The organism is Ruegeria sp. BHSC276, from assembly GCF_059612945.1.
This window is the reverse complement of the sequence record NZ_JBXWRP010000005.1, coordinates 83,331-103,926: the sequence shown is the minus strand read 5'-3', so window position 1 is coordinate 103,926 and position 20,596 is coordinate 83,331. Positions and strand designations below refer to the sequence as shown.

The window sequence follows — 20,596 nt, the reverse complement described above, 5'->3', positions numbered from 1 at the left end:
GCATGCGCGGCCCCCACAACATCATCCGCCTGATCCGTACGGGCGCCACGCTGGAAAGCACCGGCGCCATGAACGTGGTGCTGGACGCGTTCGAGGCTCCGCGCGCGTTGCGGATCCTTGCCCACACCTTAGGCAAACCGTTCCAATGGCTGGGCTACAAGGGCGACCCGAACATGCCGCCGGCCACCCGGGCGCTGACCGCCCTGGGCCCGGCCTACATCAAGTTCGGTCAGGTCCTGTCCACGCGCCCCGATGTCGTCGGCGAAGAGCTGGCCGAACAGCTCCGCGTCCTGCAGGACAAGCTGCCCCCCTTTCCACGCGACGTGGCCATGGCCGAGGTGGAAAAGGAGCTGGGCCAACCGCTGGACGAGATGTTCTCGGAGTTCAGCGAACCGATCGCGGCCGCCTCGATCGCGCAGGTCCACAAGGCCAAACTGGCCAGCACAGGCGAGGACGTGGCCGTCAAGGTCCTGCGCCCCGGCATCGAACGCGCGTTCCGCAAGGATGTGGATGCGTTCTATTTCGCCGCCCGAATCGTCCGGCTTTTCGCCCCCGGTGCGCGCCGTCTGCGCCCGATGGAAGTGATCGAGCATTTCGACGGCGTCGTCCGCGGCGAACTGGATCTCCGGCTCGAAAGTTCGGCGGCTTCGGAATTTGCCGCCAACACGCAGAACGACGAAGGCTTCTGGCTGCCGCCCGTGGTTTGGTCTCTGTCCGCGCGCCGGGTCATGACGCTCAGCTGGGCCGATGGTATCCCGCTGGGTGACAACGCCGCGCTGGACGCCGCCAATCACGACCGCCGCGACCTGGCCAACCGCGTGCTGCGCCTGTTCCTGCTGCACGCCCTGCGCGACGGCTTCTTCCACGCCGACATGCACCAAGGCAACCTCAAGGTCGCCGCGAACGGGGACATCATCGCCTATGACTTCGGCATCATGGGCCATATCGACGAGTACACCCGCCGCGTCTATGCCGAAATCCTCTTCGGCTTCATCCGCCGCGACTACAAGCGCGTGGCCGAGGTGCATTTCGAAGCAGGCTACGTCCCGGCCGACCAGGACGTCGATGAATTCGCCCGCGCCCTGCGCGCAGTGGGCGAGCCGATCTTCGGCATGGACGCCACCCATATCTCGATGGGCCGTCTGCTGAACTACCTGTTCGAGGTGACCGAACGCTTCGGCATGGAAACCCGCACCGAACTGATCCTGCTGCAACGCACGATGGTGGTGGTCGAAGGCGTCGCCCGCTCGCTCGACCCGCATATCAACATCTGGGAAGTCGCCCGCCCCGTGGTCGAGGACTATATCAGGCAGTCCATTGGCCCCCGTGCCGCCCTACGGGATTTTGGAAAAACAGCGCTTGTTCTTGCGCGATTCGGCCCACGCCTGCCTGATCTGGTCGAGAACGCCCTGATAGCCCAGACCCGCAAGGATGATCCATCCGGGTCAGATTTCTGGCCCAAGGCCATTCCAGCCGCGATCGGAGCAGCCGCCGGGGCAGTGGCCGTCCTGATCCTTTCGGGCTTTGGCTGAAAGGCGCCGTCGCTTCATCTGGCCAAAAATATCCTCGGGGGGAATCGCGCCCCGGCGCGATGGGGGCAGACAGCCCCCCTGCCCAGCCCAGGATCAGAGCCGTTCGATGGCGATGGCAATCCCCTGCCCGCCACCGATGCACATGGTGATCAACCCTTTCGACCCGCCGATGCGCTCCAACTCGTACAGAGTCTTCAGCGTGATGATCGCCCCGGTGGCCCCCACCGGATGACCCAGGGCGATGGCCCCGCCATTCGGGTTCACCTTTGCCGGATCCAGCCCCAGTTCCTTGTTCACCGCCAGCGCCTGGGCGGCAAAAGCCTCGTTGCTTTCGATCACGTCGAAATCGCCCGCCGACAAGCCGGTCCGTTCCAACAGGTTGCGCACGGCCGGAACCGGGCCGATTCCCATTACCTCGGGACGAACGCCAGCATGGGCATAACCCAGGATGCGCGCCTTGGGCGTCAGGCCGGCTTTCTCGGCGGCACCCGCCGTGGCCAGAACCATCGCCGCCGCGCCGTCATTGATGCCCGAGGCGTTGCCCGCGGTCACACGCCCATCCTTCTGGAACACCGGCCGCAGCCCGGCTAGGGCCTCGGCCGTGGTGGCCTTGGGATGCTCGTCGACCTTGAAATCGACCATGTCGCGCTTGACCTTGACCTGCACCGGCGCGATCTGGCTGTCGAAATAGCCCGCCTCGATCGCGGCCGCGGCCCGTTGCTGGCTGGTCAGCGCAAACGCGTCCATCTCCTCGCGCGTGATCTGGTGCTCATCGGCCACGTTCTCGGCGGTGACGCCCATGTGCCCGGTACCAAAGGGGCAGTTCAGCGCGCCCAGCATCATGTCCAGCGACTTGATGTCGCCCATCTTGGCACCCCAACGCGCCTGCGGAACGATATAAGGGCTGCGCGACATGTTCTCGGCGCCGCCGGCCACGGCAAACTCGGCATCTCCCAGCATCAGCGACTGCGCCGCTGACACGATGGCCTGCGCACCCGACCCGCACAGCCGGTTGACGTTCATCGCCGGGGTGCCGTTCGGAATGCCCGCCTGCATCGCTGCAACGCGCGACAGGTACATGTCGCGCGGCTCGGTGTTGATGACATGCCCGAACACCACATGCCCGATCTGGTCGCCTGCGACGCCGGATTTCTCAAGCGCGGCCTTGGTCACGACGGTGGCCAGATCGATCGGCGCGGTCGCGGCCAGCGACCCTCCGAACGTACCGATTGCGGTGCGGGCACCATCCAGAATCACGATGTCGGTCATGTCTCTCTCCTCTTGGATTTGCGCGCAGTATGCACCCGCAGTATGGGCCTGTCGCGCGGGACGTTCCGTCATCGGCGGAATTGACAATTCCCGCCCGGACGCGCAAAAAATTCCGCCATGACGGAAAACTCAGACGATATCCTGACACGCCTGCCCGCCCGACTGAAAGAGGCCCGGCGCGCCAAGGGGCTGTCACTGGAAGCGGTGGCCAATCTCAGCGGCGTGTCCCGGTCGATGGTCAGCCAGATCGAACGCGGCGAAAGCAGCCCCACCATTGCGACATTGTGGAACCTGACACGTGCGCTGAACGTAGACTTTGCCGGGCTTCTGGATGAAGAGGTTCAGGGCGACACAATCGAAGTACTGAAACAGTCCGATGTGCCCAGTATCGACAATATGGGGTATGGCTGTCGGATCGGAATCCTTTCCCCGCCAGAAGATGCCGGTGGGCACGAAGTGTACGATATCTGGTTCGAGCCGGACGGAAAACTGATCAGCCAACCGCATGCAAAAGGCTCTCGTGAACATTTGACTGTTTTGATGGGATCGGTCGAGATTGAATCCGGCACTGCAACTGAGGTTCTGCATCAAGGCGACACAGGGCGTTATGCAGCGGATGTTGCGCACTCGATCACTGCGCATAATGGACCGGCACGCGTTTTTCTAATTGTGAAAACCGGTCGATAGGATCGACCGGCCGCCTGAACAGGCGGCCAGTCCGGATTGATAAATTATTCCTCGTCGGGTAGGTCGTTTGCGCCGCGGGTTCCTCCACGGTTGGAAACCTGGCCGTCTGTACCGGTAATGCTGCTGAGGCTGCTTCCAACATTGCCCCAGCCGCCATTTCCGCCGCCGCTCACCGCCGAAGCGGTTCCTTTGCCTTTGCTTCCAAAGTCTCGACCAAGCGTGGCCGCACCACCCGAAACAGCCCCGGCCATCGACTGAGCAAGCCCACTGTTACCACCACCGGTATTACCTTTGCCAGGCCCCGCGAAAGCCGCTGTTGCACCGAACATCAGAGCCAGCGCCGCGGCTGATGAAATCTTAATCATATCGTTTCCCTCCCAGTTGATATGCAAATGAATACGCGGCGTGGAAAAAAGCGGATCACATTGAGTTCAGCAAAAAGTTATCACTTAAAGCTTCCCTCAATCCGTAATATAAGAAAATTCTCCGTAATACTGAAATTCTCCTATTTCGGAAATACATCCGCTATGATAGACACCAGGGAGTTATGGAGGCCCAGATGGCAAATGCATTCCTATCTCACATCACGGACACCCTCTCGCAGATCAAGGCGGAAGGCCTGTACAAGACGGAACGAATGATCACCTCGCCGCAGGGCGGCGAGATCACGGTGGGCGGACGTCAGGTCATCAACCTGTGCGCCAACAATTACCTGGGTCTGGCCGACCATCCGGCGCTGATCGAGGCCGCGAAGAGTGCGATGGAGCCCAAAGGGTTCGGCATGGCCTCGGTCCGGTTCATCTGCGGCACGCAGGACATCCACCGTGAGCTTGAGCATCGGCTGGCCAAGTTTCTGGGCAAGGACGATTCGATCCTGTTCGCGGCCTGTTTCGACGCCAATGGCGGGTTGTTCGAACCCCTGCTGGGACCCGAGGATGCCATCATCTCGGACAGTCTGAACCACGCCTCGATCATCGACGGGATCCGACTGTGCAAGGCCAAACGCTATCGCTACATGAACAATGACATGAACGACCTCGAAGCCTGGCTGAAACAGGCGCGCGAGGACGGTGCCCGGCACATCATGATCGCCACCGACGGCGTGTTCTCGATGGATGGCTACCTGGCCAACCTGCCCAAGATCCGCGAACTGGCCAACAAATACGACGCGATCGTGATGGTCGATGACTGCCACGCCACCGGCTTCATGGGGCCGCGCGGCGCAGGCACGCCGGATCATTTTGGCGTGGACGTGGACATTCTGACCGGGACATTGGGCAAGGCACTTGGGGGGGCAATCGGCGGTTATATCGCCGGGCCGCAGCCAGTGATCGACCTGCTGCGGCAGCGGGCGCGGCCCTATCTGTTCTCGAATTCGCTGCCGCCGTCCATCGTCGCTGCCGGGCTCGAGGCGATCCGCCTGGTCGAAGACGGCGACATGCTGCGCAAGCAACTGTTCGGCAATGCCAAATACTGGCGCGCCGGGCTGGAAAAACTGGGGTTCGACCTGCTTCCGGGGGAACATCCGATCATCCCCGTAATGCTGGGCGAGGCGCAGTTGGCGCAGGACATGGCCGCCCACCTGTTCGACGAAGGGGTCTATGTCTCGGGCTTCTTCTTTCCGGTGGTCCCGCGTGGCCAGGCCCGCATTCGCACCCAGATGAACGCAGCGCTGACCCGCGACGAGCTGGACCGCGCCCTTGCCGCCTTTGGCAAGGTCGGCAAAGAATTGGGGGTGATCTGATGCGGCCCAACACGATGAAGGCGCTGGAGAAGTCCAAGCCCGAAGAAGGGCTGTGGATGGTGCAGGCCCCGGTCCCCGAGATCGGCCCCGACGAGGTTCTGATCCGCGTGAAGAAGACCGGGATCTGCGGCACCGACATCCATATCTGGAACTGGGATGAATGGGCGTCGCACACGGTGCCCGTTCCCATGATCACCGGCCACGAATTCGCCGGCGAGATCGTCGAGCTGGGCCGCAATGTGACCGGGTTGAAGATCGGCCAGCGCTGCTCGGGCGAGGGCCACCTGATCGGCACCGACAGCCGCCAGAGCCGCGCGGGCAAGTTCCACCTCGACCCGGGCACGCGCGGGATCGGGGTGAACGAACAGGGTGCCTTTGCCCAATATCTCAAGCTGCCGGCCTTCAACGTGGTGCCCCTGCCCGACGACATTCCGGACGAGATCGGCGCGATACTCGACCCGCTGGGCAATGCGGTGCACACTGCGCTGAGTTTCGATCTGCTGGGCGAGGACGTGTTGATCACCGGCGCGGGCCCGATCGGGATCATGGCCGCCGCGGTGGCCCGCCACGCAGGCGCCCGGCATGTGGTGATCACCGACATCAACCCCGACCGGCTGGCGCTGGCGCGGCATGTCGTGCCCTCGATCCGGGCGGTGAACGTGGCCGAGGAAGAGCTGCAATCGGTGATTTCCGACCTGGGCATGAGCCAGGGTTTTGACGTGGGGCTGGAAATGTCGGGCTCGCAGGCGGCGCTGGACCAGATGGTCGAGGCGCTGGTGATGGGCGGCAAGATCGCCCTGCTGGGCATTCCGCCCGGCAAATCGCCCGTCGACTGGAGCCGCATTGTGTTCAAGGCGATCACCATCAAGGGCGTCTACGGCCGCGAGATGTTCGAGACCTGGTACAAGATGATCGCGATGCTGCAGAACGGGCTGGATGTCAGCCGGGTCATCACCCATCGCTTTGCCGTCGATGATTTTGCGCAGGGCTTTGCCGCCATGAAGTCGGGAAAATCGGGCAAGGTGGTGCTGGATTGGACCTGACCCTCTGGATAGTTGCCAACGCACCTTCTAGACAGGTGCGCACACATGCCGGGGAGGAAATGAGATGGCCGACAAAGCCAAGGGCGACCGCCCGCTGGAACGCGGAATCGAAGACACGCTGGTGACCGATTTCGCGGATACCCACCGCAAAAGCTATGGCGACTTCCTGCAGCTCAAGACCCTGCTGAACCTGCAAAAAACCTTTCAGGACCCGGCCCAACCCGATGAAATGCTGTTCATCATCATCCACCAGGTCAGCGAGCTGTGGCTGAAACTGATGCACCATCAGCTGGTCGAGGTGCGCCGGTTCCTGCAGCAGGATGAGTTCGGCCCTGCGATGAAGAACCTGGACCGGATCAAGGCGATCCAGCGGCAGTTGATCGCCGCGTGGGAAACCCTGCTGACCATGACGCCCGCTGACTATATGACCTTCCGCAAGGCGCTGGGCAATTCATCCGGCTTCCAAAGCTATGGCTATCGCCAGATCGAATTCATCCTGGGCAATAAGGACACCGCCACTCTGAAGGTGCACGAGCACGACCCCGAAGTGATGGAGATGCTGACCGCCGCCCTGGTCAAGCCGTCGCTGTATGACGAGGTTTTGCACATGCTGGCGCGGCAGGGGTTTGACGTGCCGCAGGACCTGTTGGACCGGGACTATTCAAAGACCTATTCAGGTGATCCGCGCATCGTGAAAATCTGGGCCGAGATCTACCGGAACACTGGCCGGTACTGGGACCTGTATGCGCTGGGCGAAAAGCTGATGGATGTGGAATCGCTGTTCCAGCGTTGGCGCTTCGACCATGCGACCGCCGTCGAACGTGTGATCGGCATGCAGCCCGGCACCGGCGGCTCCAGCGGCGTGGCCTTCCTGCGCAAGGCGCTGGACTTGCGGTTTTTCCACGATCTCTATGACGTACGCAGTGACCTGATGTATGGCGGACAGGGCTGAGCCATGCTGTATCGCGGATTTTCCCAAAGCGAGCTGGAACGCGAATACGCGCCCAGTTCGATGATCGGCGGCGACCTTGCGCCCTATCTGGCGGCCTATTCGGCGCTAAGCGCACAGGCACGGTCGCAACTGACGGTGCAAGAGAACCTCGGCTATGGCGAAACGCCCGCGCAGGTGCTGGATTTCTTTCCCGCCCGAACGCCCGGCGCACCGCTGCATGTGTTCATCCATGGCGGCTATTGGCAGGCGCTCAGCCAGCGCGATTCGGCGATGATGGCGCCCGCGCTGGTCGAAGGCGGGCAGGCCTTTGCAACGGTGAACTACACGCTCGCCCCCGACGCGCGGCTGGGTCAGATGGTCGATGAATGTCGGACCGCGCTGATATGGCTGGCCACCCGGGCCAATTCGCTGGGGTTCAACGCCTCGCATGTCACCCTGTCCGGGCACAGCGCCGGTGCGCATCTGGCGGCGATGGTCATGGCGACATCGGCCGACCAATTCGCCCGGATAGGCTTGCGGGTGCGCGAAGTCATCCTGATCAGCGGCGTCTACGACCTGGAACCGATCAGCCTCACCCCGGTCAACGATCCGCTGCAGTTGACCCCGGTCGAGCTGCACGACCTGTCCCCCATCCTGAACCTGCCGGCGCCCGGGCCGCGCTATCGGGTCACGGTGGGCGAGCGGGACACCGGCGAGTTCATCCGCCAGAGCCGCGACTATGCCGAAGCGTTGCGCAAGGCCGGCCATGCCGTCAGCTTTGATCTGCAGCCGGGCACGCACCATTTCGACATCATCCTCAAGGACGCGACGTTTCTGAACGACCACCCCTGAAAACGAAAACGGCGGCCCTTGGGGACCGCCGTTTCTTTCAATTTCGGCCGGATCAATCCAGCGTGCGGGTCACTTCCTCGCGCTCGAAGATCTCGATCACGTCGCCGGGGCGGATATCGTCGTAGTTCTCGAACGCCATACCGCATTCCTGACCCGACTGAACCTCGGCCACTTCGTCCTTGAAGCGTTTCAGCGTCTTCAGCGTGCCTTCGTGGATCACCACGTTGTCGCGCAGCAGGCGCACGCCGGCCGAACGGCGGGCAACGCCCTCGGTGACCAGACAGCCGGCAACCTTGCCGACGCCGGTGACCTTGAACACTTCCTTGATCTCGGCATAACCGATGAACTTCTCGCGGATCTCGGCGCTCAGCAGGCCCGAGGCGGCGGCTTTGACGTCATCCACCAGGTCGTAGATCACCGAGTAGTAGCGGATTTCCACACCCTTCTGGTTGGCGGTGTTGCGCGCCGAGGCATTGGCCCGCACGTTGAAGCCAAAGACCGGAGCCCCCGACGCTTCGGCCAGGCCGATATCGGTTTCGGTGATGGCGCCGACGCCCGAGTGCAGCACGCGCACGCGCACCTCGTCGTTGCCGATCTTCTCCATCGCCTGCACGATCGCCTCGGCCGAGCCCTGCACGTCGGCCTTGACCAGAATGGGCAGCTCGGCCACGTTCTCGTCTTCCTTGGCCTTTTGCATCAGCTGTTCCAGCGTGGTCGCGGCACCGGCGGCGGCGCGCTTGTCCTTGGCGACCTGCGCACGGTACTCGGCGATCTCGCGGGCCTGCGCCTCGGTCTCGGTCACGTTCAGAACGTCACCGGCCTCGGGCGTACCGTTGAGACCCAGGACCTCGACCGGAACCGAAGGCCCGGCTTCCTGAACGCGCTCGCCTTTGTCGTTGATCAGTGCGCGGACCTTGCCGTACTGCTCGCCTACGACGAAGATGTCGCCTTGGCGCAGCGTGCCCTTCTGGACCAGCACAGTCGCAACCGGGCCACGGCCCACGTCCAGCTGCGCCTCGATCACGGCACCTTGTGCGGCGCGGTTCGGGTTGGCCTTCAGCTCGAGGATCTCGGCCTGCAGCGCGATGGCTTCCAACAGATCGTCCAGGCCCTGGCCCGTGATGGCCGAAACCTCGACATCCTGAACGTCGCCGGACATCTTCTCTACGATCACCTCGTGCTGCAGCAGGTCGGTGCGCACCTTGTCCGGGTTGGCTTCGGGCTTGTCGATCTTGTTGATCGCCACGATCATCGGAACACCGGCAGCCTTGGCGTGATTGATCGCCTCGACGGTCTGCGGCATCACCGCGTCATCGGCGGCAACCACCAGAACCACGATATCGGTCACCTGTGCCCCGCGCGAGCGCATCGAGGTAAAGGCCGCGTGGCCCGGCGTATCCAGGAAGGTCAGCGTGGTGCCGTCGTTGGTCTGCACCTGATAGGCACCGATATGCTGGGTGATTCCACCGGCCTCGCCCGACACGACCTTGGTGTTGCGGATCGCATCCAGCAGCGAGGTCTTGCCGTGGTCGACGTGACCCATGATGGTGATGACCGGCGGACGCGGCTGCAGGTCTTCTTCCTTGTCCTCGATATCGGCGATGACGTCTTCGACATCGGCGTCGGACACGCGCACGACCTTATGGCCGAATTCCTCGATGATCAGTTCGGCGGTGTCGGCGTCGATGCTCTGGTTCTGCGTGACCATCATGCCCATGTTCATCAGCGACTTGACGACGTCAGCCACACGTTCCGCCATGCGGTTGGCCAGTTCCGAGACCACGATCGTCTCGGGCAGCTGAACCTCGCGGATCACCTTTTCACGCTCGACCGATCCCCCCATGGCCTTCTGGCGCGCGCGCTCCTGCTTGCGCTTCATCGCGGCCATGGACCGCTGACGCCCACCTTCGCCGCCCGAAAGCGCCTGGTTCAGGGTCAGCTTGCCTGAACGGCGGCCATCGTCACGGCCTTTGCCACGGCTCTGGCGCTGTTCGCGCTCGCGGTCGGTCTTGCGCGGCGATTCGGCAGGCGCCTTGCCCGCCGGCGCGGCCTTGGCCTTGGGCGCCTCTTTCGCTGCGGCGGCCTCGGCGGCCGCACGCTGAGCGGCCGTCTCGGCCTCCTTGCGCTGGCGCTCTTCTTCTTCCGCCTTCTGGCGCGCCTTTTCTTCGGCCTCGCGCTGTTCGCGCTCTTTGGCCTCCTGTTCGGCGCGACGGCGCTCGCGCTCTTCGGCGCGCGCCTTTTCTTCGGCCTCACGCTTGGCGGCCTCTTCGGCCTCGCGTGCCTTGGCGGCCTGCAACGCCTTCAGGCGCCGCGCCATTTCGGCGTCGGAAATCCCGGCCGGCCGACGCGAAGGATCACCCGCCGGCGCAGCGCCGCCGCTGGGTTTGGTCGCTCCCGGCTTGGGAACCACCACGCGTTTGCGTTTGGTTTCCACCACGACATTCTTGGTCCGTCCGTGGCTGAAACTCTGTTTCACGTTCCCGGGGCGTGCCCCGCCACGCAGACCCAATGTCTTTTTGCCGTCACTATCGCTCATAAAGCTTCTTACCCTTCCGCGCGGCCCTTGCCGCCGTCATCCGTTTCGCGCAAGCCACGCAGGCGCTGCGCTTCCTCTACAACACGTTTGGCGAGTCCGCCAGAGGCGAGCGCCGCATGAATCACCGTTTGGCGCCCAAATGCCTGTCCAAGCTCGTCCGCGGTCAGCCAGCCGATGTATTTGCCGAAATGCGGCGTGCTCAGCTTGGACTTGCCGCGTCCCGACCCGTCAACCGCCTGGATCAGCACCCAGGCCTGTTCCCGGTCCAGCCAGGTCTTGACCTTTTCATAGCCCGCGACCGCGTCACCCGACTTGCGCGCCAGACTGATCAGCTCGACCACCCGGCGCGACAATTGTCGTTCGACCTCGTCCACCAGGTTCTGCGGCACGGTGACCTGCGCCTTGAACCCGCGCGCAAACAGCTTCTTGCCGACAGCCGTATCCAGCGCCTTGCGGTCTGCCGAGACATAGACCCCACGCCCCGGCAGTTTCGCCGCGACGTCCGGAAACACCTGACCGTCCGGGCCGGTTACAAAGCGGATCAGGCCGAATTTCGGCTGCACCTCGCCCGTGGCGATGCATTTCCGCTCTGGCCCGTCGGACCGATCTTTATGGACGCCACCGCGACTCATTCACGTCATCCGAGGCCCGAGATCAGGCCTCAGCCTCCTCTTCCACCGTTTCGCCCTCAGCGTCTTCCTCGGTCTGCTCCAGCTCGGCGGGATCGACCCAGCCCAGCATGACCCGCGCGGTCATGACCAGATCCTGCGCCTCTTCCAGCGACACGCCGAAGGGTTCCAAGATACCGTCATCTTTGACCCGCTGGCCATCAACCGTGGTCCAGCCGCCGGCCAGTTCCCAATCGGCGCAGGTGGCGAAGTCCTCGAGCGTTTTCACGCCGTCCTTGGCCAGTGCCTCAACCATCTGGGGTGTCAGGCCTTCGAATTCAATGAGGCTGTCCTCGGCGCCCAGCGCGCGGGCGTTGTCCAGCGCCGCCTTGGCCTGGGCCTCGATAACGTCGCGGGCGCGTGCCTGCAGCTCATGCGCGGTGCCTTCATCGACGCCGTCGATCACCAACAGCTCGTCCAGTTCGACATAGGCGACCTCTTCGAGGTTGGTGAAGCCTTCCGAAACCAGAAGTTGGGCAAAGAATTCGTCCAGGTCGAGGCTGTCCATGAACAGCTTGGTCCGCGTCTCGAACTCCTTCTGGCGGCGGGCCGATTCCTCGGCCTCGGTCATGATGTCGATGTCCAGGCCGGTCAGCTGGCTGGCCAGTCGCACGTTCTGACCACGCCGGCCGATCGCCAGAGACAGCTGTTCCTCAGGTACGACGACCTCGATCTTGCCGGCTTCCTCGTCCAGAACCACCTTGGAAACCTCGGCCGGCTGCAGCGCGTTCACCAGGAAGGTCGGCTGATCCTCGTTCCACGGAATGATGTCGATCTTTTCGCCCTGCAGCTCGTTCACGACGGCCTGCACGCGGCTGCCGCGCATACCGACGCAGGCACCGACAGGGTCGATGGAATTGTCATACGAGATCACGGCGATCTTGGCGCGCGATCCGGGGTCGCGGGCCACGGCCTTGATCTCGATGATGCCGTCATAGATTTCCGGCACTTCCATCTTGAACAGCTCGGCCATGAACTCGGGCGCGGTGCGCGACAGGAAGATCTGGTGACCGCGCGGTTCGCGACGGACCTCCTTGATGTAGGCGCGCACCCGGTCATTGGGGCGATAGCTTTCGCGACCGATCTTGTCGTTGCGGCGCAGAACCGCCTCGGCCCCGCCCAGATCGACGATCACGTTGCCGAATTCCTCGCGCTTGACGGCGCCGTTGATGATGGTGCCGACACGATCCTTGAAGTCTTCGTACTGGCGGTCGCGCTCGGCCTCACGGACCTTCTGCAGGATGACCTGTTTGGCCGACTGCGCGGCGATCCGGCCCATTTCCACGGGCGGAACCTCTTCCTGGAACACGTCGCCCACCTGCGGACCGGTCGAGAAATCCTCGATCGGCTGTCCGTCGCGCAGCCAGACCGCGCGGCCATCCTTGCTGGGCTCGAAATAGGCGCGCGCCTGATCGACGGTCATCTCGGCCTGATAATTCTCAAGCTCTTCCTCATCGACCACGGTGCGGACGCGGGTAAAAGTCGCCTTGCCGGTCTTGCGGTCGATCGACACGCGGATGTCCATCTCGGCACCGTATCGGCTCTTGGCGGCGCGGGCGAGCGATTCCTCCATCGCTTCGACGACCAGACCGGGGTCGATCATCTTTTCGCGGGCCACGGCCTCGGCGGTCTGCAACAGCTCAAGCTGGTTTGCTGAGGTGATTGCCATCAGTTCGTCTCCTCTTCGGACCCTTCGGTCTCAATCTCGTCGAAAGCGTTTTCGTTCAGGGCGCCGGCATCCTTGCGCTGGCGCAGCATTTCCTTGATCAGGTCATCGGTCAGAACCAGCTTGGCATCGCTCAGCCAGTCGAATTGAAGACCGATGGTGACGGTCTCTTCGCCGTTGGGGATGTTGATCAGAACCTCGTCCCCCTCGACGCCGGCCAGTTCCCCCTTGAAGCGGCGGCGACCGTCGATCAGTTCGGTGGTTTCCAGCTTGGCCTCGTAGCCCTCGAACGTCTCGAAATCCTTAAGCCGCGTCAGCGGGCGGTCGATGCCGGGGCTGGACACCTCGAGCGTGTAGGCGTCAAGGATCGGGTCCTCGACATCCAGCGTGGCGCTGACCGCGTTCGAGATCTCGGCGCAATCATCCACCTCGATGCCACCATCGGGCTTGTCGGCCATGATCTGCAGCGTGGTCTGCTTGCCGCTCATCAGGCGGATGCGGACCAACTCATACCCCAGATCCTCGATCACCGGAGTGATGATCTCGGCCAATCGTCGGTCGATCGCCGCCTTGGCTATCAGGTCGTTTGTCATATGGTGCTCTACCCTTCGATCGGGCACAAAAAAACGGGCGCGCGGCCCGTCGAATTTTCCGGTGGAGCCTCGGACCAGAAGTCCGACACGCCGCTGTTGCAACTGCATATACGCAGGACGACCCGAGTCTGCAACCCCTGCCGTCAACCAACCGACAATCGGCGTCGGTTTTCAGGCCGGGTTCAGGCTATCCACCAGCGTTCCGCGATTCGCCCATCGTCCAATGGCGCGCCCCGCCCGATCCGGCGCGGCAGGCCTACGGTGCCGGAGATCGCCAGCGACATCTCCGATTCGCTGGGGAAGAACCGCACATCACCCAAACCACGCAGCCCTTGCGCCGCCGGCAGCACCGACACGTCCACATAACGGTCGCGCAGCGCCTCGGCGCGCACGGCCGGGTCGGGGATCACGATGATGTCGACCGCCTCCAGCCAGCCGGCATGACCATCCTTGTAGTGGCCATCTACCCGGCGCCCGCGGAAATGGCGCCCGTCTTCGGCGCGTTCGACCCGGTAACACCCGGTGCCGTTCGCCTGCTGCAGCGGCGAAACGCTCTGCCCATCGCGGGTGATGACAAACCGGGTATCGGCCAGCAGGAAGGGCAGGCCGGGGTTGGCCTCGGCCAGTTCGATCTGGATGCGGTCCGGCGCCAGGGCTTCGGTGCGCCCGACCTCGGACAGGACCGCAAGAACATCCTCGGCCGTCAGTGCCGCACCGTCGTGAAACACCGCATCCGCACGCAGGTCGAACGTCCAGACCCGGGCCTCGGAATCGGTCTGCCAAGCGGTTGCCAACTCGCCGCGCAGAGTGCCGTCCGGCGCGATCTCGGTCAGGGTATCGAACACCGCACCCCGGGCCAGCCGGTCCAGGCTGTCGTCACGCGGCACGGCGATGCGCAGCACGCCGCCCAATTTCGGCGTATCCGCCAGCGAGGCCCCCGTCGCGGCCAGCAGGGCTGCGGCGGCACCCGAAGTGAACAGAGCACGGCGGTCGATGCGGGTCATGCCACCTCCTGCGCGGCTCGGTCCATGATGCGCACCAGTTCGGCGCTGATCCCGGGTTCCGACAGGGCGTGACCAGCCTGCCGCACCATCTTCAGCTCTGCCTCGGGCCATTTCTCGGCCAGGCTCCAGGCCGCCTGCGGGGGGCAGATCATATCGTAACGGCCCTGCACGATATGGCCGGGAATATGCGCGATCCGGTCCATCTGATCCAAAATCTGACCGTCATGTTCCAGAAACGCCTTGTTGATGAAATAGTGATTCTCGAGCCGCGCGAAGGTGCGGGCATATTCGCCGGGGCTTTCACCGACGGCCCCGTTCGTGTGGATCGAGGCCAGCGCGTTTTCCCAATGCGACCAGGCGCGGGCGTACAGGATCTCGGTCGCGCGATCGCCCGAAAACAACCGCTTGTTGTAGGCGCCGATGGTGTCGGACAGTTCCGAGTCGCGCAGCAACGAGGTGAAGCGCGCCCATTGCTCGGGCCAGAACTTGCCGGCTCCGCCGCCATAGAACCAGTCGAGTTCCGCCTGTGTGGCTAGAAACACGCCGCGCAGAACCAGGCGGGTCACCCGGTCGGGATGGGTCTGGGCATAGACCAGCGCCAGCGTGGCGCCCCAGCTGCCACCGAATACGATCCAGTCGTCGATCTCGAACAGTTTCCGCAGACGCTCGATATCGGCCACCAGGTGCCAGGTTGTGTTGTTATCGACCGAGGCCGTGGGCCGCGACCGGCCGCAGCCGCGCTGGTCGAACAGAATCACCCGGTAGACCTCGGGGTCGAAATAGCGCCGCATGGCCGGGCTGCAGCCGCCGCCGGGGCCCCCATGCAGAACCACCACGGGAATCCCGTCGGGATTTCCGCATTGTTCCACATAGATGCGGTGCCCGTCGCCCATATCCACGACGCGCTGGTCGAACGGATCGACCGGCGGGTAAAGATATTGCACTGCGCGCTTTTGGTCCGGGTATTTGTCCATTATGGCCCTATATAGTCCTTCAGCGTAAAAGAGCACACGGAGACAGGAATGCAAGCGCATCCGAACACGGTTGACCCGTCCGAGATCGCAAAATTCGAGGCCATGGCCGCCGAATGGTGGGACCCGCACGGGAAATTCAAACCTCTGCACATGCTGAATCCGTGCCGCCTGGACTATATCACACAGCAGATCGCGGGCGAATTCGACCGGGACCTGACGGCAGCGAAACCGTTCGAGGGCCTGCGCTTGCTGGATATCGGCTGCGGCGGCGGGCTGCTGAGCGAGCCGATGGCGCGGCTGGGCGCCGATGTCGTAGGCGCCGACGCGGCCGAGCGCAACCTGCCCGTGGCCCGAATCCATGCCGAACAATCCGGCCTGCAGATCGACTATCGCCACACCACCGCCGAGGCATTGGCCGACGCGGGCGAACAGTTCGACGTGGTCCTGAACATGGAGGTGGTCGAGCATGTGGCCGATCCGCTGGCCTATCTGACCGCCACTCAACAGCTGCTGAAACCCGGCGGGCTGGAAATCTGTTCCACCATCAACCGCAACCCGAAATCCTATGCGATGGCGATTTTCGGGGCCGAGGTCGTCATGCGCTGGCTGCCGCGCGGCACGCATGAATGGTCCAAGTTCATCACCCCGGACGAGCTGTTCGATCTGCTGCGCCAGGCTGGTCTGGACCCGGTGGACCGCAAGGGGTTCGTGTTCAACCCGATCACCTGGAGCTGGTCGATCTCGGACCGGGATCTGAGCGTGAACTACGTCACCGCCAGCGTGAAGCCGGGCTGAGGCCTATTCCTCTTCCAGTTTCATGCGCAGGTCGCGCAGAACCGGCAGGGTCGCGCGCACACGCTCATGGCCCAGTTCGCCCACGACCCGGTTGATCAGAGGTGCGATAGCCGAGATCGCCTGATCGCGCGCCCGTCGGCCTGCGGGGCTGATCGCCACCATCTTGCGGCGGGCATCGTCCCAATCGGGGCGGATGTGGATGTATCCGGCCCATTCCAGTTTGGCCAAGGTGTTGGTCATCGCCCCACGGGTCACATGGAATGTGCGGGCCAGTTGGGCAGGCGTCCGCTCGCCCCCCACGAACACCAGGTGGTTCAGCACCGAGAAATGCGAGATTTCCATTCCCTTGGGCAGAACCCGGCTCAGCCGGTTCCGCAGCAATTGGTCCGCAGTCAGGATCTCGCTGAACAGCGCGACCGCCAGGGCGTTGGTTTCGTCAGTCATTACCCGGCTCTGGATCAGGGCCCGTCGAACGGGCGAACATGTGTCAGGGACGGCACGCGCCGCCGTGCCTCTGTAACAGACCTATCATCCAGATCAAAAAAGTGAATGCCGGTCTGAGTGCCTGCGTCGATCAGCACCTCGCCCCAGGGCGATACGACCATGCTGTGCCCGTGGGTATGGCGCGTTTTGCCCCGGGTTTTGGGGTGCTCCCCGGTCTGCGCGGGGGCAATGACCCAACAGCCGGTCTCGATAGCGCGGGCGCGCAGCAGCGGTTCCCAATGGGCCGCGCCGGTCACCGGAGAGAACGCCGCCGGAACCGTCAGGATCGTGGCCCCGCCCTGTGCCAGCGCGGCGTGCAGATGCGGGAACCGGATGTCATAGCAGATGGTCATGCCGACCTTGCCGAAGGCGGTCTCGGCGATCACCGCCCGCGACCCGGGGCGATAGCTGGCCGATTCGCGAAAGGTCTCAGTCTCGGTGACCTGCACGTCGAACATGTGGATCTTGTCATAGCGCGCCACGATCCCGCCCTGCGGGTCGATCATGAAGGACCGGTTGGCGAACCGCCCGTCGGCGTCATGTGTCTTCAGCCCCAGCGATCCGATCAGCAGCCATACGCCCAATTCCGCCGCCTGTTCGCGCAGGCCCGCCAGGGTGATGTCGTCTTCTTCGTGCTGCAGCACCTCGCGCTGGCGCGTTGCGCTGGTCGAGACGCAGTTGGTGACCTCGGGCGTCAGGATGAACCGCGCGCCCCGGTCCGCGGCCTCGGCCATCATGGCACGCACCATGTCCAGGTTCGCGGCCGGGTCGTCCGACGAGGTGATCTGCAGCAGGGCGGTTTTCATCAGGCGGCCAACAGCGGGTCCAGCTTGCCGGCCTGTTCGAGTTCGTACAGGTCGTCGCAGCCACCGACATGGGTGTCACCAATGAAGATCTGCGGCACCGTGCGCCGTCCGCCCGCCCGCTGGATCATCTCGGGCTTGCGTTTGGGGTTCATCAGAACGTCGATCTCCTCATAGGCGACGCCTTTCTGAATCAACAGCCGTTTGGCCGCGTGGCAAAAGCCGCACAGCGGCGATGTATAGATGACAACCGGTTTCATGGTCCGTTCCCTTGGATTTCGCGCAATCTAGGGGGAATTAGGCATCCTTGGCAACGCGCGCCAGTACCAACACGGAAATATCATCCGCCCCGGCCACCCGGCAGGCGCGGGCGCAGGCCGCCAGGGTCGCGCCCGATGTCATCACGTCATCGACCAGCAGCACGTGGCGCCCCTTCAGGCGGTCCGCCCGCCTCGGATGCACGGTGATCGCATCGCGCAGCGTTTCGGCCCGCTCGGCGGCCGTTTTCCCCTCCAGCGCCAGGGTGCGCCGGCTGCGCAGCAGCAGGTCGGGGCAAACCGGCAGCCCGACCACCTTGCCCAGATGCTGCGCCAGCAGCGCGGACTGATTGTACCGACGCTTCAACAGGCGCGACCAGTGCAGCGGCACCGGCGCAATCAGCATGCCCGGCCGGACCAAGGCCCGCCCGGCCCCGGCCATCCATTGCGCCGCGGGTCTGGCGAGTTCCGTTCGGTCGCCATGTTTCAGTGCCAAAACCAGCGCCCGCGCCTTGCTAGCGTAAAGCAGCGCGGCGCGCCCCTCGGACCAGGGCGGCGGCTGGCGCATGCAGTCATCACACTCGACCCGGAGGCCGTCGTCCTCGCCCGGCAACGGGACGCCGCAGCTGGCACAGACCATCCCCCCGATGAACGGCGTCTCGCGCCAGCATGGCCCACACAGCCCGAAATCCGACCCGGTCATCTCGCCGCAACCGATGCAGCGCGGTGGGTACACGACCTCGATCGCGGTTTGAATCCGCTGCCATATGCGATAATTGCGCCCTATGGACCCATCCGCAGCCATGACACCCTCATTGTTTGACCGATCCGCCCTGGCCGCGCATCGCGCCAGAGCCCGGGACGACGCCCTGTTCCTGCACCGCGCCGCCGTCGACGAGGTGCAGGATCGCCTTGCCGTGGTTAATAAAACCTTTACGGCGCCCGCGATCGTAACCCCTTTTGCCCAGGCATGGGCAGGCGTTCTGAACGGCACGCGAATCGTGCCTGATGACGAGGTGCTGGACCTGTCCTCGGGCGCGCATGATCTGGTGATCCACGCCATGGCTTTGCATTGGGCCAATGACCCGGTTGGACAGCTGATCCAATGCGCCCGCGCCCTGAAACCGGACGGGCTGTTGCTGGTGGTCTGTCTGGGCGGCGAGACGCTGCACGAATTGCGGGCAGCGCTGGGTCAGGCCGAGATTGAGGTGACCGGCGGGCTCAGCCCCCGTGTCGCGCCGATGGCAGAACTGCGCGACCTTGGTGCCCTGCTGCAACGCGCCGGGCTGGCCCTGCCCGTGGCCGACCGGGTGCCGCTGACGGCGACCTACCGCGACCTGTGGCACTTGATGGCCGACCTGCGCGCCATGGGTGAGGCCAACGCGATGACCGAACGGTTGAAATACCCCACGCGCCGGACCGTGTTTCAACGCGCACAGCAGATCTATGCCGAAAGCTTCACCGCCCCCGACGGGCGCCTGACGGCAACTTTCGAGCTGGTCTGCCTAACCGGCTGGGCACCGGATGCCAGCCAGCCCAAGCCGCTGCGGCCCGGTTCGGCCCAGGTCAGCCTCGCCCAAGCCTTAGGCACGAAAGAAGGCAAACTGTCCGATTGACCCCGCGGTCGATCCGATTAATTCAGGCACTTACGGAAAAACTCAGGAAAGCCACCATGTTCGATGCCATCCGCCCCGCGCACGCGCCCGCAGATCACCCCAAGATCAAGATGGGCCGTGTCGGCATCCTGCTGGCCAATCTCGGCACGCCGGACGATTACAGCTATTGGCCGATGCGCCGCTATCTGAACGAGTTCCTGTCCGACCGTCGGGTGATCGACTATCCGGCCTGGAAATGGCAGCCGATTCTGCAGGCGATCATCCTGACCAAACGTCCTTTCAGCTCGGGCGCGGCGTACAAATCGATCTGGAACCACGACAAGGGCGAAAGCCCGCTGATGACCATCACCAAGGACCAGACCGCCAAGCTGCGCGCGGCGATGCAGGACCGCTATGGTGACAAGGTCATGGTGGATTTCTGCATGCGCTACGGAAACCCCTCGACCAAGTCTAAGGTCCGCCAAATGGTGGCCGAGGGCTGCGACCGCATCCTGTTCTTCCCGCTCTATCCGCAATATGCGGGCGCCACGACCGCCACCGCGAACGACCAGTTCTTTCGCGCGCTGATGGAGGAGGCCTGGCAGCCCGCCAGCCGCACGGTGCCGGCCTATTTCGACGAGCCGGCCTATATCGACGCCCTGGCGCAGTCGGTCGAGCGCGCCTATGCGGCCATGGAGACCAAGCCGGACGTTCTGGTGTGTTCCTATCACGGCATGCCGGAACGCTATCTGATGCAGGGTGATCCGTACCACTGCCAGTGTGCCAAGACATCACGACTGCTGAAAGAGCGGCTAGGCTGGGCGGATGATCAACTGGTGACCACCTTCCAGTCACGATTCGGACCCGAGGAATGGCTGAAGCCCTACACCGTCGACCACGTCGCGGAACTGGCCCGGCAGGGCAAAAAGAACATCGCCGTCATTGCCCCGGCGTTTTCGTCGGACTGCATCGAAACGCTGGAAGAAATCAACGAGGAGATCCGCGAGAGCTTTGAAGAGGCAGGCGGCGAGACCTTCACCTATATCCCCTGCCTGAACGACGAGGACGCGCATATCGCGGCCTTGGGAAAAGTGATCGCGGACAACCTGAAAGGCTGGCTGGACTGAACCGGCCTCGGAAAACGCATGAAAAAAGGCGGTGGAA

Annotated in this window: 21 protein-coding genes; 9 read left to right on the top strand and 12 right to left on the bottom strand. The window is 63.8% G+C overall.

Annotated features, from left to right (window positions below; translation table 11 throughout):
- The first annotated feature begins 2 nt into the window (after positions 1–2).
- A complete protein-coding gene (gene ubiB, locus AC2FMD_RS09565) occupies positions 3–1,532 on the top strand; it encodes a 2-polyprenylphenol 6-hydroxylase (RefSeq protein ID WP_496794960.1) in 1,530 nt (509 codons plus the stop codon).
- A 93-nt stretch (positions 1,533–1,625) separates the two neighbouring features.
- Here the strand turns inward: ubiB and AC2FMD_RS09560 are convergent, their stop codons facing one another.
- Positions 1,626–2,801, bottom strand: coding sequence for an acetyl-CoA C-acyltransferase family protein (locus AC2FMD_RS09560; protein ID WP_480722334.1), 1,176 nt, complete (start codon positions 2,799–2,801; stop codon positions 1,626–1,628).
- Between the two features lie 117 nt (positions 2,802–2,918).
- Between AC2FMD_RS09560 and AC2FMD_RS09555 the strand changes: the two genes are divergently transcribed.
- Positions 2,919–3,488, top strand: a complete 570-nt coding sequence (locus AC2FMD_RS09555) for a helix-turn-helix domain-containing protein (protein ID WP_496712199.1) — start codon at positions 2,919–2,921, stop codon at positions 3,486–3,488.
- A gap of 44 nt (positions 3,489–3,532) precedes the next feature.
- On the opposite strand, the gene AC2FMD_RS09550 is transcribed toward AC2FMD_RS09555, so the two are convergent.
- A complete protein-coding gene (locus tag AC2FMD_RS09550; protein WP_496683782.1) occupies positions 3,533–3,853 on the bottom strand; it encodes a hypothetical protein in 321 nt (106 codons plus the stop codon).
- A gap of 194 nt (positions 3,854–4,047) precedes the next feature.
- Between AC2FMD_RS09550 and AC2FMD_RS09545 the strand changes: the two genes are divergently transcribed.
- The 4 genes from AC2FMD_RS09545 (at position 4,048) to AC2FMD_RS09530 (ending at position 8,058) form a co-directional block, all read left to right on the top strand.
- Complete coding sequence (locus tag AC2FMD_RS09545; RefSeq protein WP_496741439.1) at positions 4,048–5,232, top strand: glycine C-acetyltransferase; 1,185 nt, start codon at positions 4,048–4,050, stop codon at positions 5,230–5,232.
- A gap of 14 nt (positions 5,233–5,246) precedes the next feature.
- A complete protein-coding gene (tdh, locus tag AC2FMD_RS09540) occupies positions 5,247–6,275 on the top strand; it encodes an L-threonine 3-dehydrogenase (RefSeq protein ID WP_496741611.1) in 1,029 nt (342 codons plus the stop codon).
- 64 nt (positions 6,276–6,339) lie between these two features.
- Positions 6,340–7,227, top strand: coding sequence for a tryptophan 2,3-dioxygenase (locus tag AC2FMD_RS09535; RefSeq protein ID WP_496683776.1), 888 nt, complete (start codon positions 6,340–6,342; stop codon positions 7,225–7,227).
- Between the two features lie 3 nt (positions 7,228–7,230).
- A complete protein-coding gene (locus AC2FMD_RS09530; protein WP_496794959.1) occupies positions 7,231–8,058 on the top strand; it encodes an alpha/beta hydrolase in 828 nt (275 codons plus the stop codon).
- A 52-nt stretch (positions 8,059–8,110) separates the two neighbouring features.
- Here the strand turns inward: AC2FMD_RS09530 and infB are convergent, their stop codons facing one another.
- The 6 genes from infB to pip form a co-directional block, all read right to left on the bottom strand.
- Complete coding sequence (infB, locus tag AC2FMD_RS09525) at positions 8,111–10,594, bottom strand: translation initiation factor IF-2 (protein ID WP_496794958.1); 2,484 nt, start codon at positions 10,592–10,594, stop codon at positions 8,111–8,113.
- Positions 10,595–10,602: 8 nt separating this feature from the next.
- A complete protein-coding gene (locus tag AC2FMD_RS09520) occupies positions 10,603–11,226 on the bottom strand; it encodes an RNA-binding protein (RefSeq protein WP_496687538.1) in 624 nt (207 codons plus the stop codon).
- Positions 11,227–11,248: 22 nt separating this feature from the next.
- On the bottom strand, positions 11,249–12,931 hold the full coding sequence (nusA, locus tag AC2FMD_RS09515; RefSeq protein WP_496680464.1) for a transcription termination factor NusA: 1,683 nt from the start codon (positions 12,929–12,931) through the stop codon (positions 11,249–11,251).
- The gene (gene rimP, locus AC2FMD_RS09510; RefSeq protein WP_149775996.1) at positions 12,931–13,521 is read right to left on the bottom strand and encodes a ribosome maturation factor RimP; all 591 of its coding nucleotides are present in this window, start codon (positions 13,519–13,521) and stop codon (positions 12,931–12,933) included. The genes nusA and rimP overlap by 1 nt, the downstream gene beginning before the upstream one ends.
- 182 nt (positions 13,522–13,703) lie before the next feature.
- Complete coding sequence (locus AC2FMD_RS09505; RefSeq protein ID WP_496794957.1) at positions 13,704–14,525, bottom strand: ABC transporter substrate-binding protein; 822 nt, start codon at positions 14,523–14,525, stop codon at positions 13,704–13,706.
- Positions 14,522–15,499, bottom strand: a complete 978-nt coding sequence (gene pip, locus AC2FMD_RS09500; protein ID WP_496680466.1) for a prolyl aminopeptidase — start codon at positions 15,497–15,499, stop codon at positions 14,522–14,524. Before pip ends, AC2FMD_RS09505 begins: the two co-directional genes overlap by 4 nt.
- Before the next feature lie 48 nt (positions 15,500–15,547).
- On the opposite strand from pip, the gene ubiG reads away from it, so the two are divergent.
- Positions 15,548–16,294, top strand: coding sequence for a bifunctional 2-polyprenyl-6-hydroxyphenol methylase/3-demethylubiquinol 3-O-methyltransferase UbiG (gene ubiG / locus AC2FMD_RS09495; RefSeq protein ID WP_093963628.1), 747 nt, complete (start codon positions 15,548–15,550; stop codon positions 16,292–16,294).
- Positions 16,295–16,297: 3 nt separating this feature from the next.
- Here ubiG and AC2FMD_RS09490 read toward each other — a convergent pair whose 3' ends face one another.
- The 4 genes from AC2FMD_RS09490 to AC2FMD_RS09475 are packed head-to-tail and all read right to left on the bottom strand — an operon-like array spanning position 16,298 to position 18,642.
- On the bottom strand, positions 16,298–16,738 hold the full coding sequence (locus tag AC2FMD_RS09490; RefSeq protein WP_496741429.1) for a MarR family winged helix-turn-helix transcriptional regulator: 441 nt from the start codon (positions 16,736–16,738) through the stop codon (positions 16,298–16,300).
- A 14-nt stretch (positions 16,739–16,752) separates the two neighbouring features.
- Entirely contained in the window at positions 16,753–17,583 is an 831-nt protein-coding gene (locus AC2FMD_RS09485) for a carbon-nitrogen hydrolase family protein (protein ID WP_496712762.1), read from the bottom strand.
- Positions 17,583–17,840 (bottom strand): glutaredoxin 3, encoded by a 258-nt coding sequence (grxC, locus tag AC2FMD_RS09480; RefSeq protein ID WP_496741427.1) that lies wholly within the window; start codon positions 17,838–17,840, stop codon positions 17,583–17,585. The genes AC2FMD_RS09485 and grxC overlap by 1 nt, the downstream gene beginning before the upstream one ends.
- A gap of 37 nt (positions 17,841–17,877) precedes the next feature.
- A complete protein-coding gene (locus AC2FMD_RS09475; protein WP_496741425.1) occupies positions 17,878–18,642 on the bottom strand; it encodes a double zinc ribbon domain-containing protein in 765 nt (254 codons plus the stop codon).
- Here AC2FMD_RS09475 and AC2FMD_RS09470 point away from each other — a divergent pair.
- Complete coding sequence (locus AC2FMD_RS09470) at positions 18,641–19,453, top strand: methyltransferase domain-containing protein (RefSeq protein WP_496741423.1); 813 nt, start codon at positions 18,641–18,643, stop codon at positions 19,451–19,453. The two genes, AC2FMD_RS09475 and AC2FMD_RS09470, sit on opposite strands and share 2 nt — an antisense overlap.
- Before the next feature lie 56 nt (positions 19,454–19,509).
- Positions 19,510–20,559: a ferrochelatase gene (gene hemH, locus AC2FMD_RS09465; RefSeq protein WP_496680472.1), complete on the top strand. Its 1,050-nt coding sequence runs from the start codon at positions 19,510–19,512 to the stop codon at positions 20,557–20,559.
- Positions 20,560–20,596: the final 37 nt, after the last annotated feature.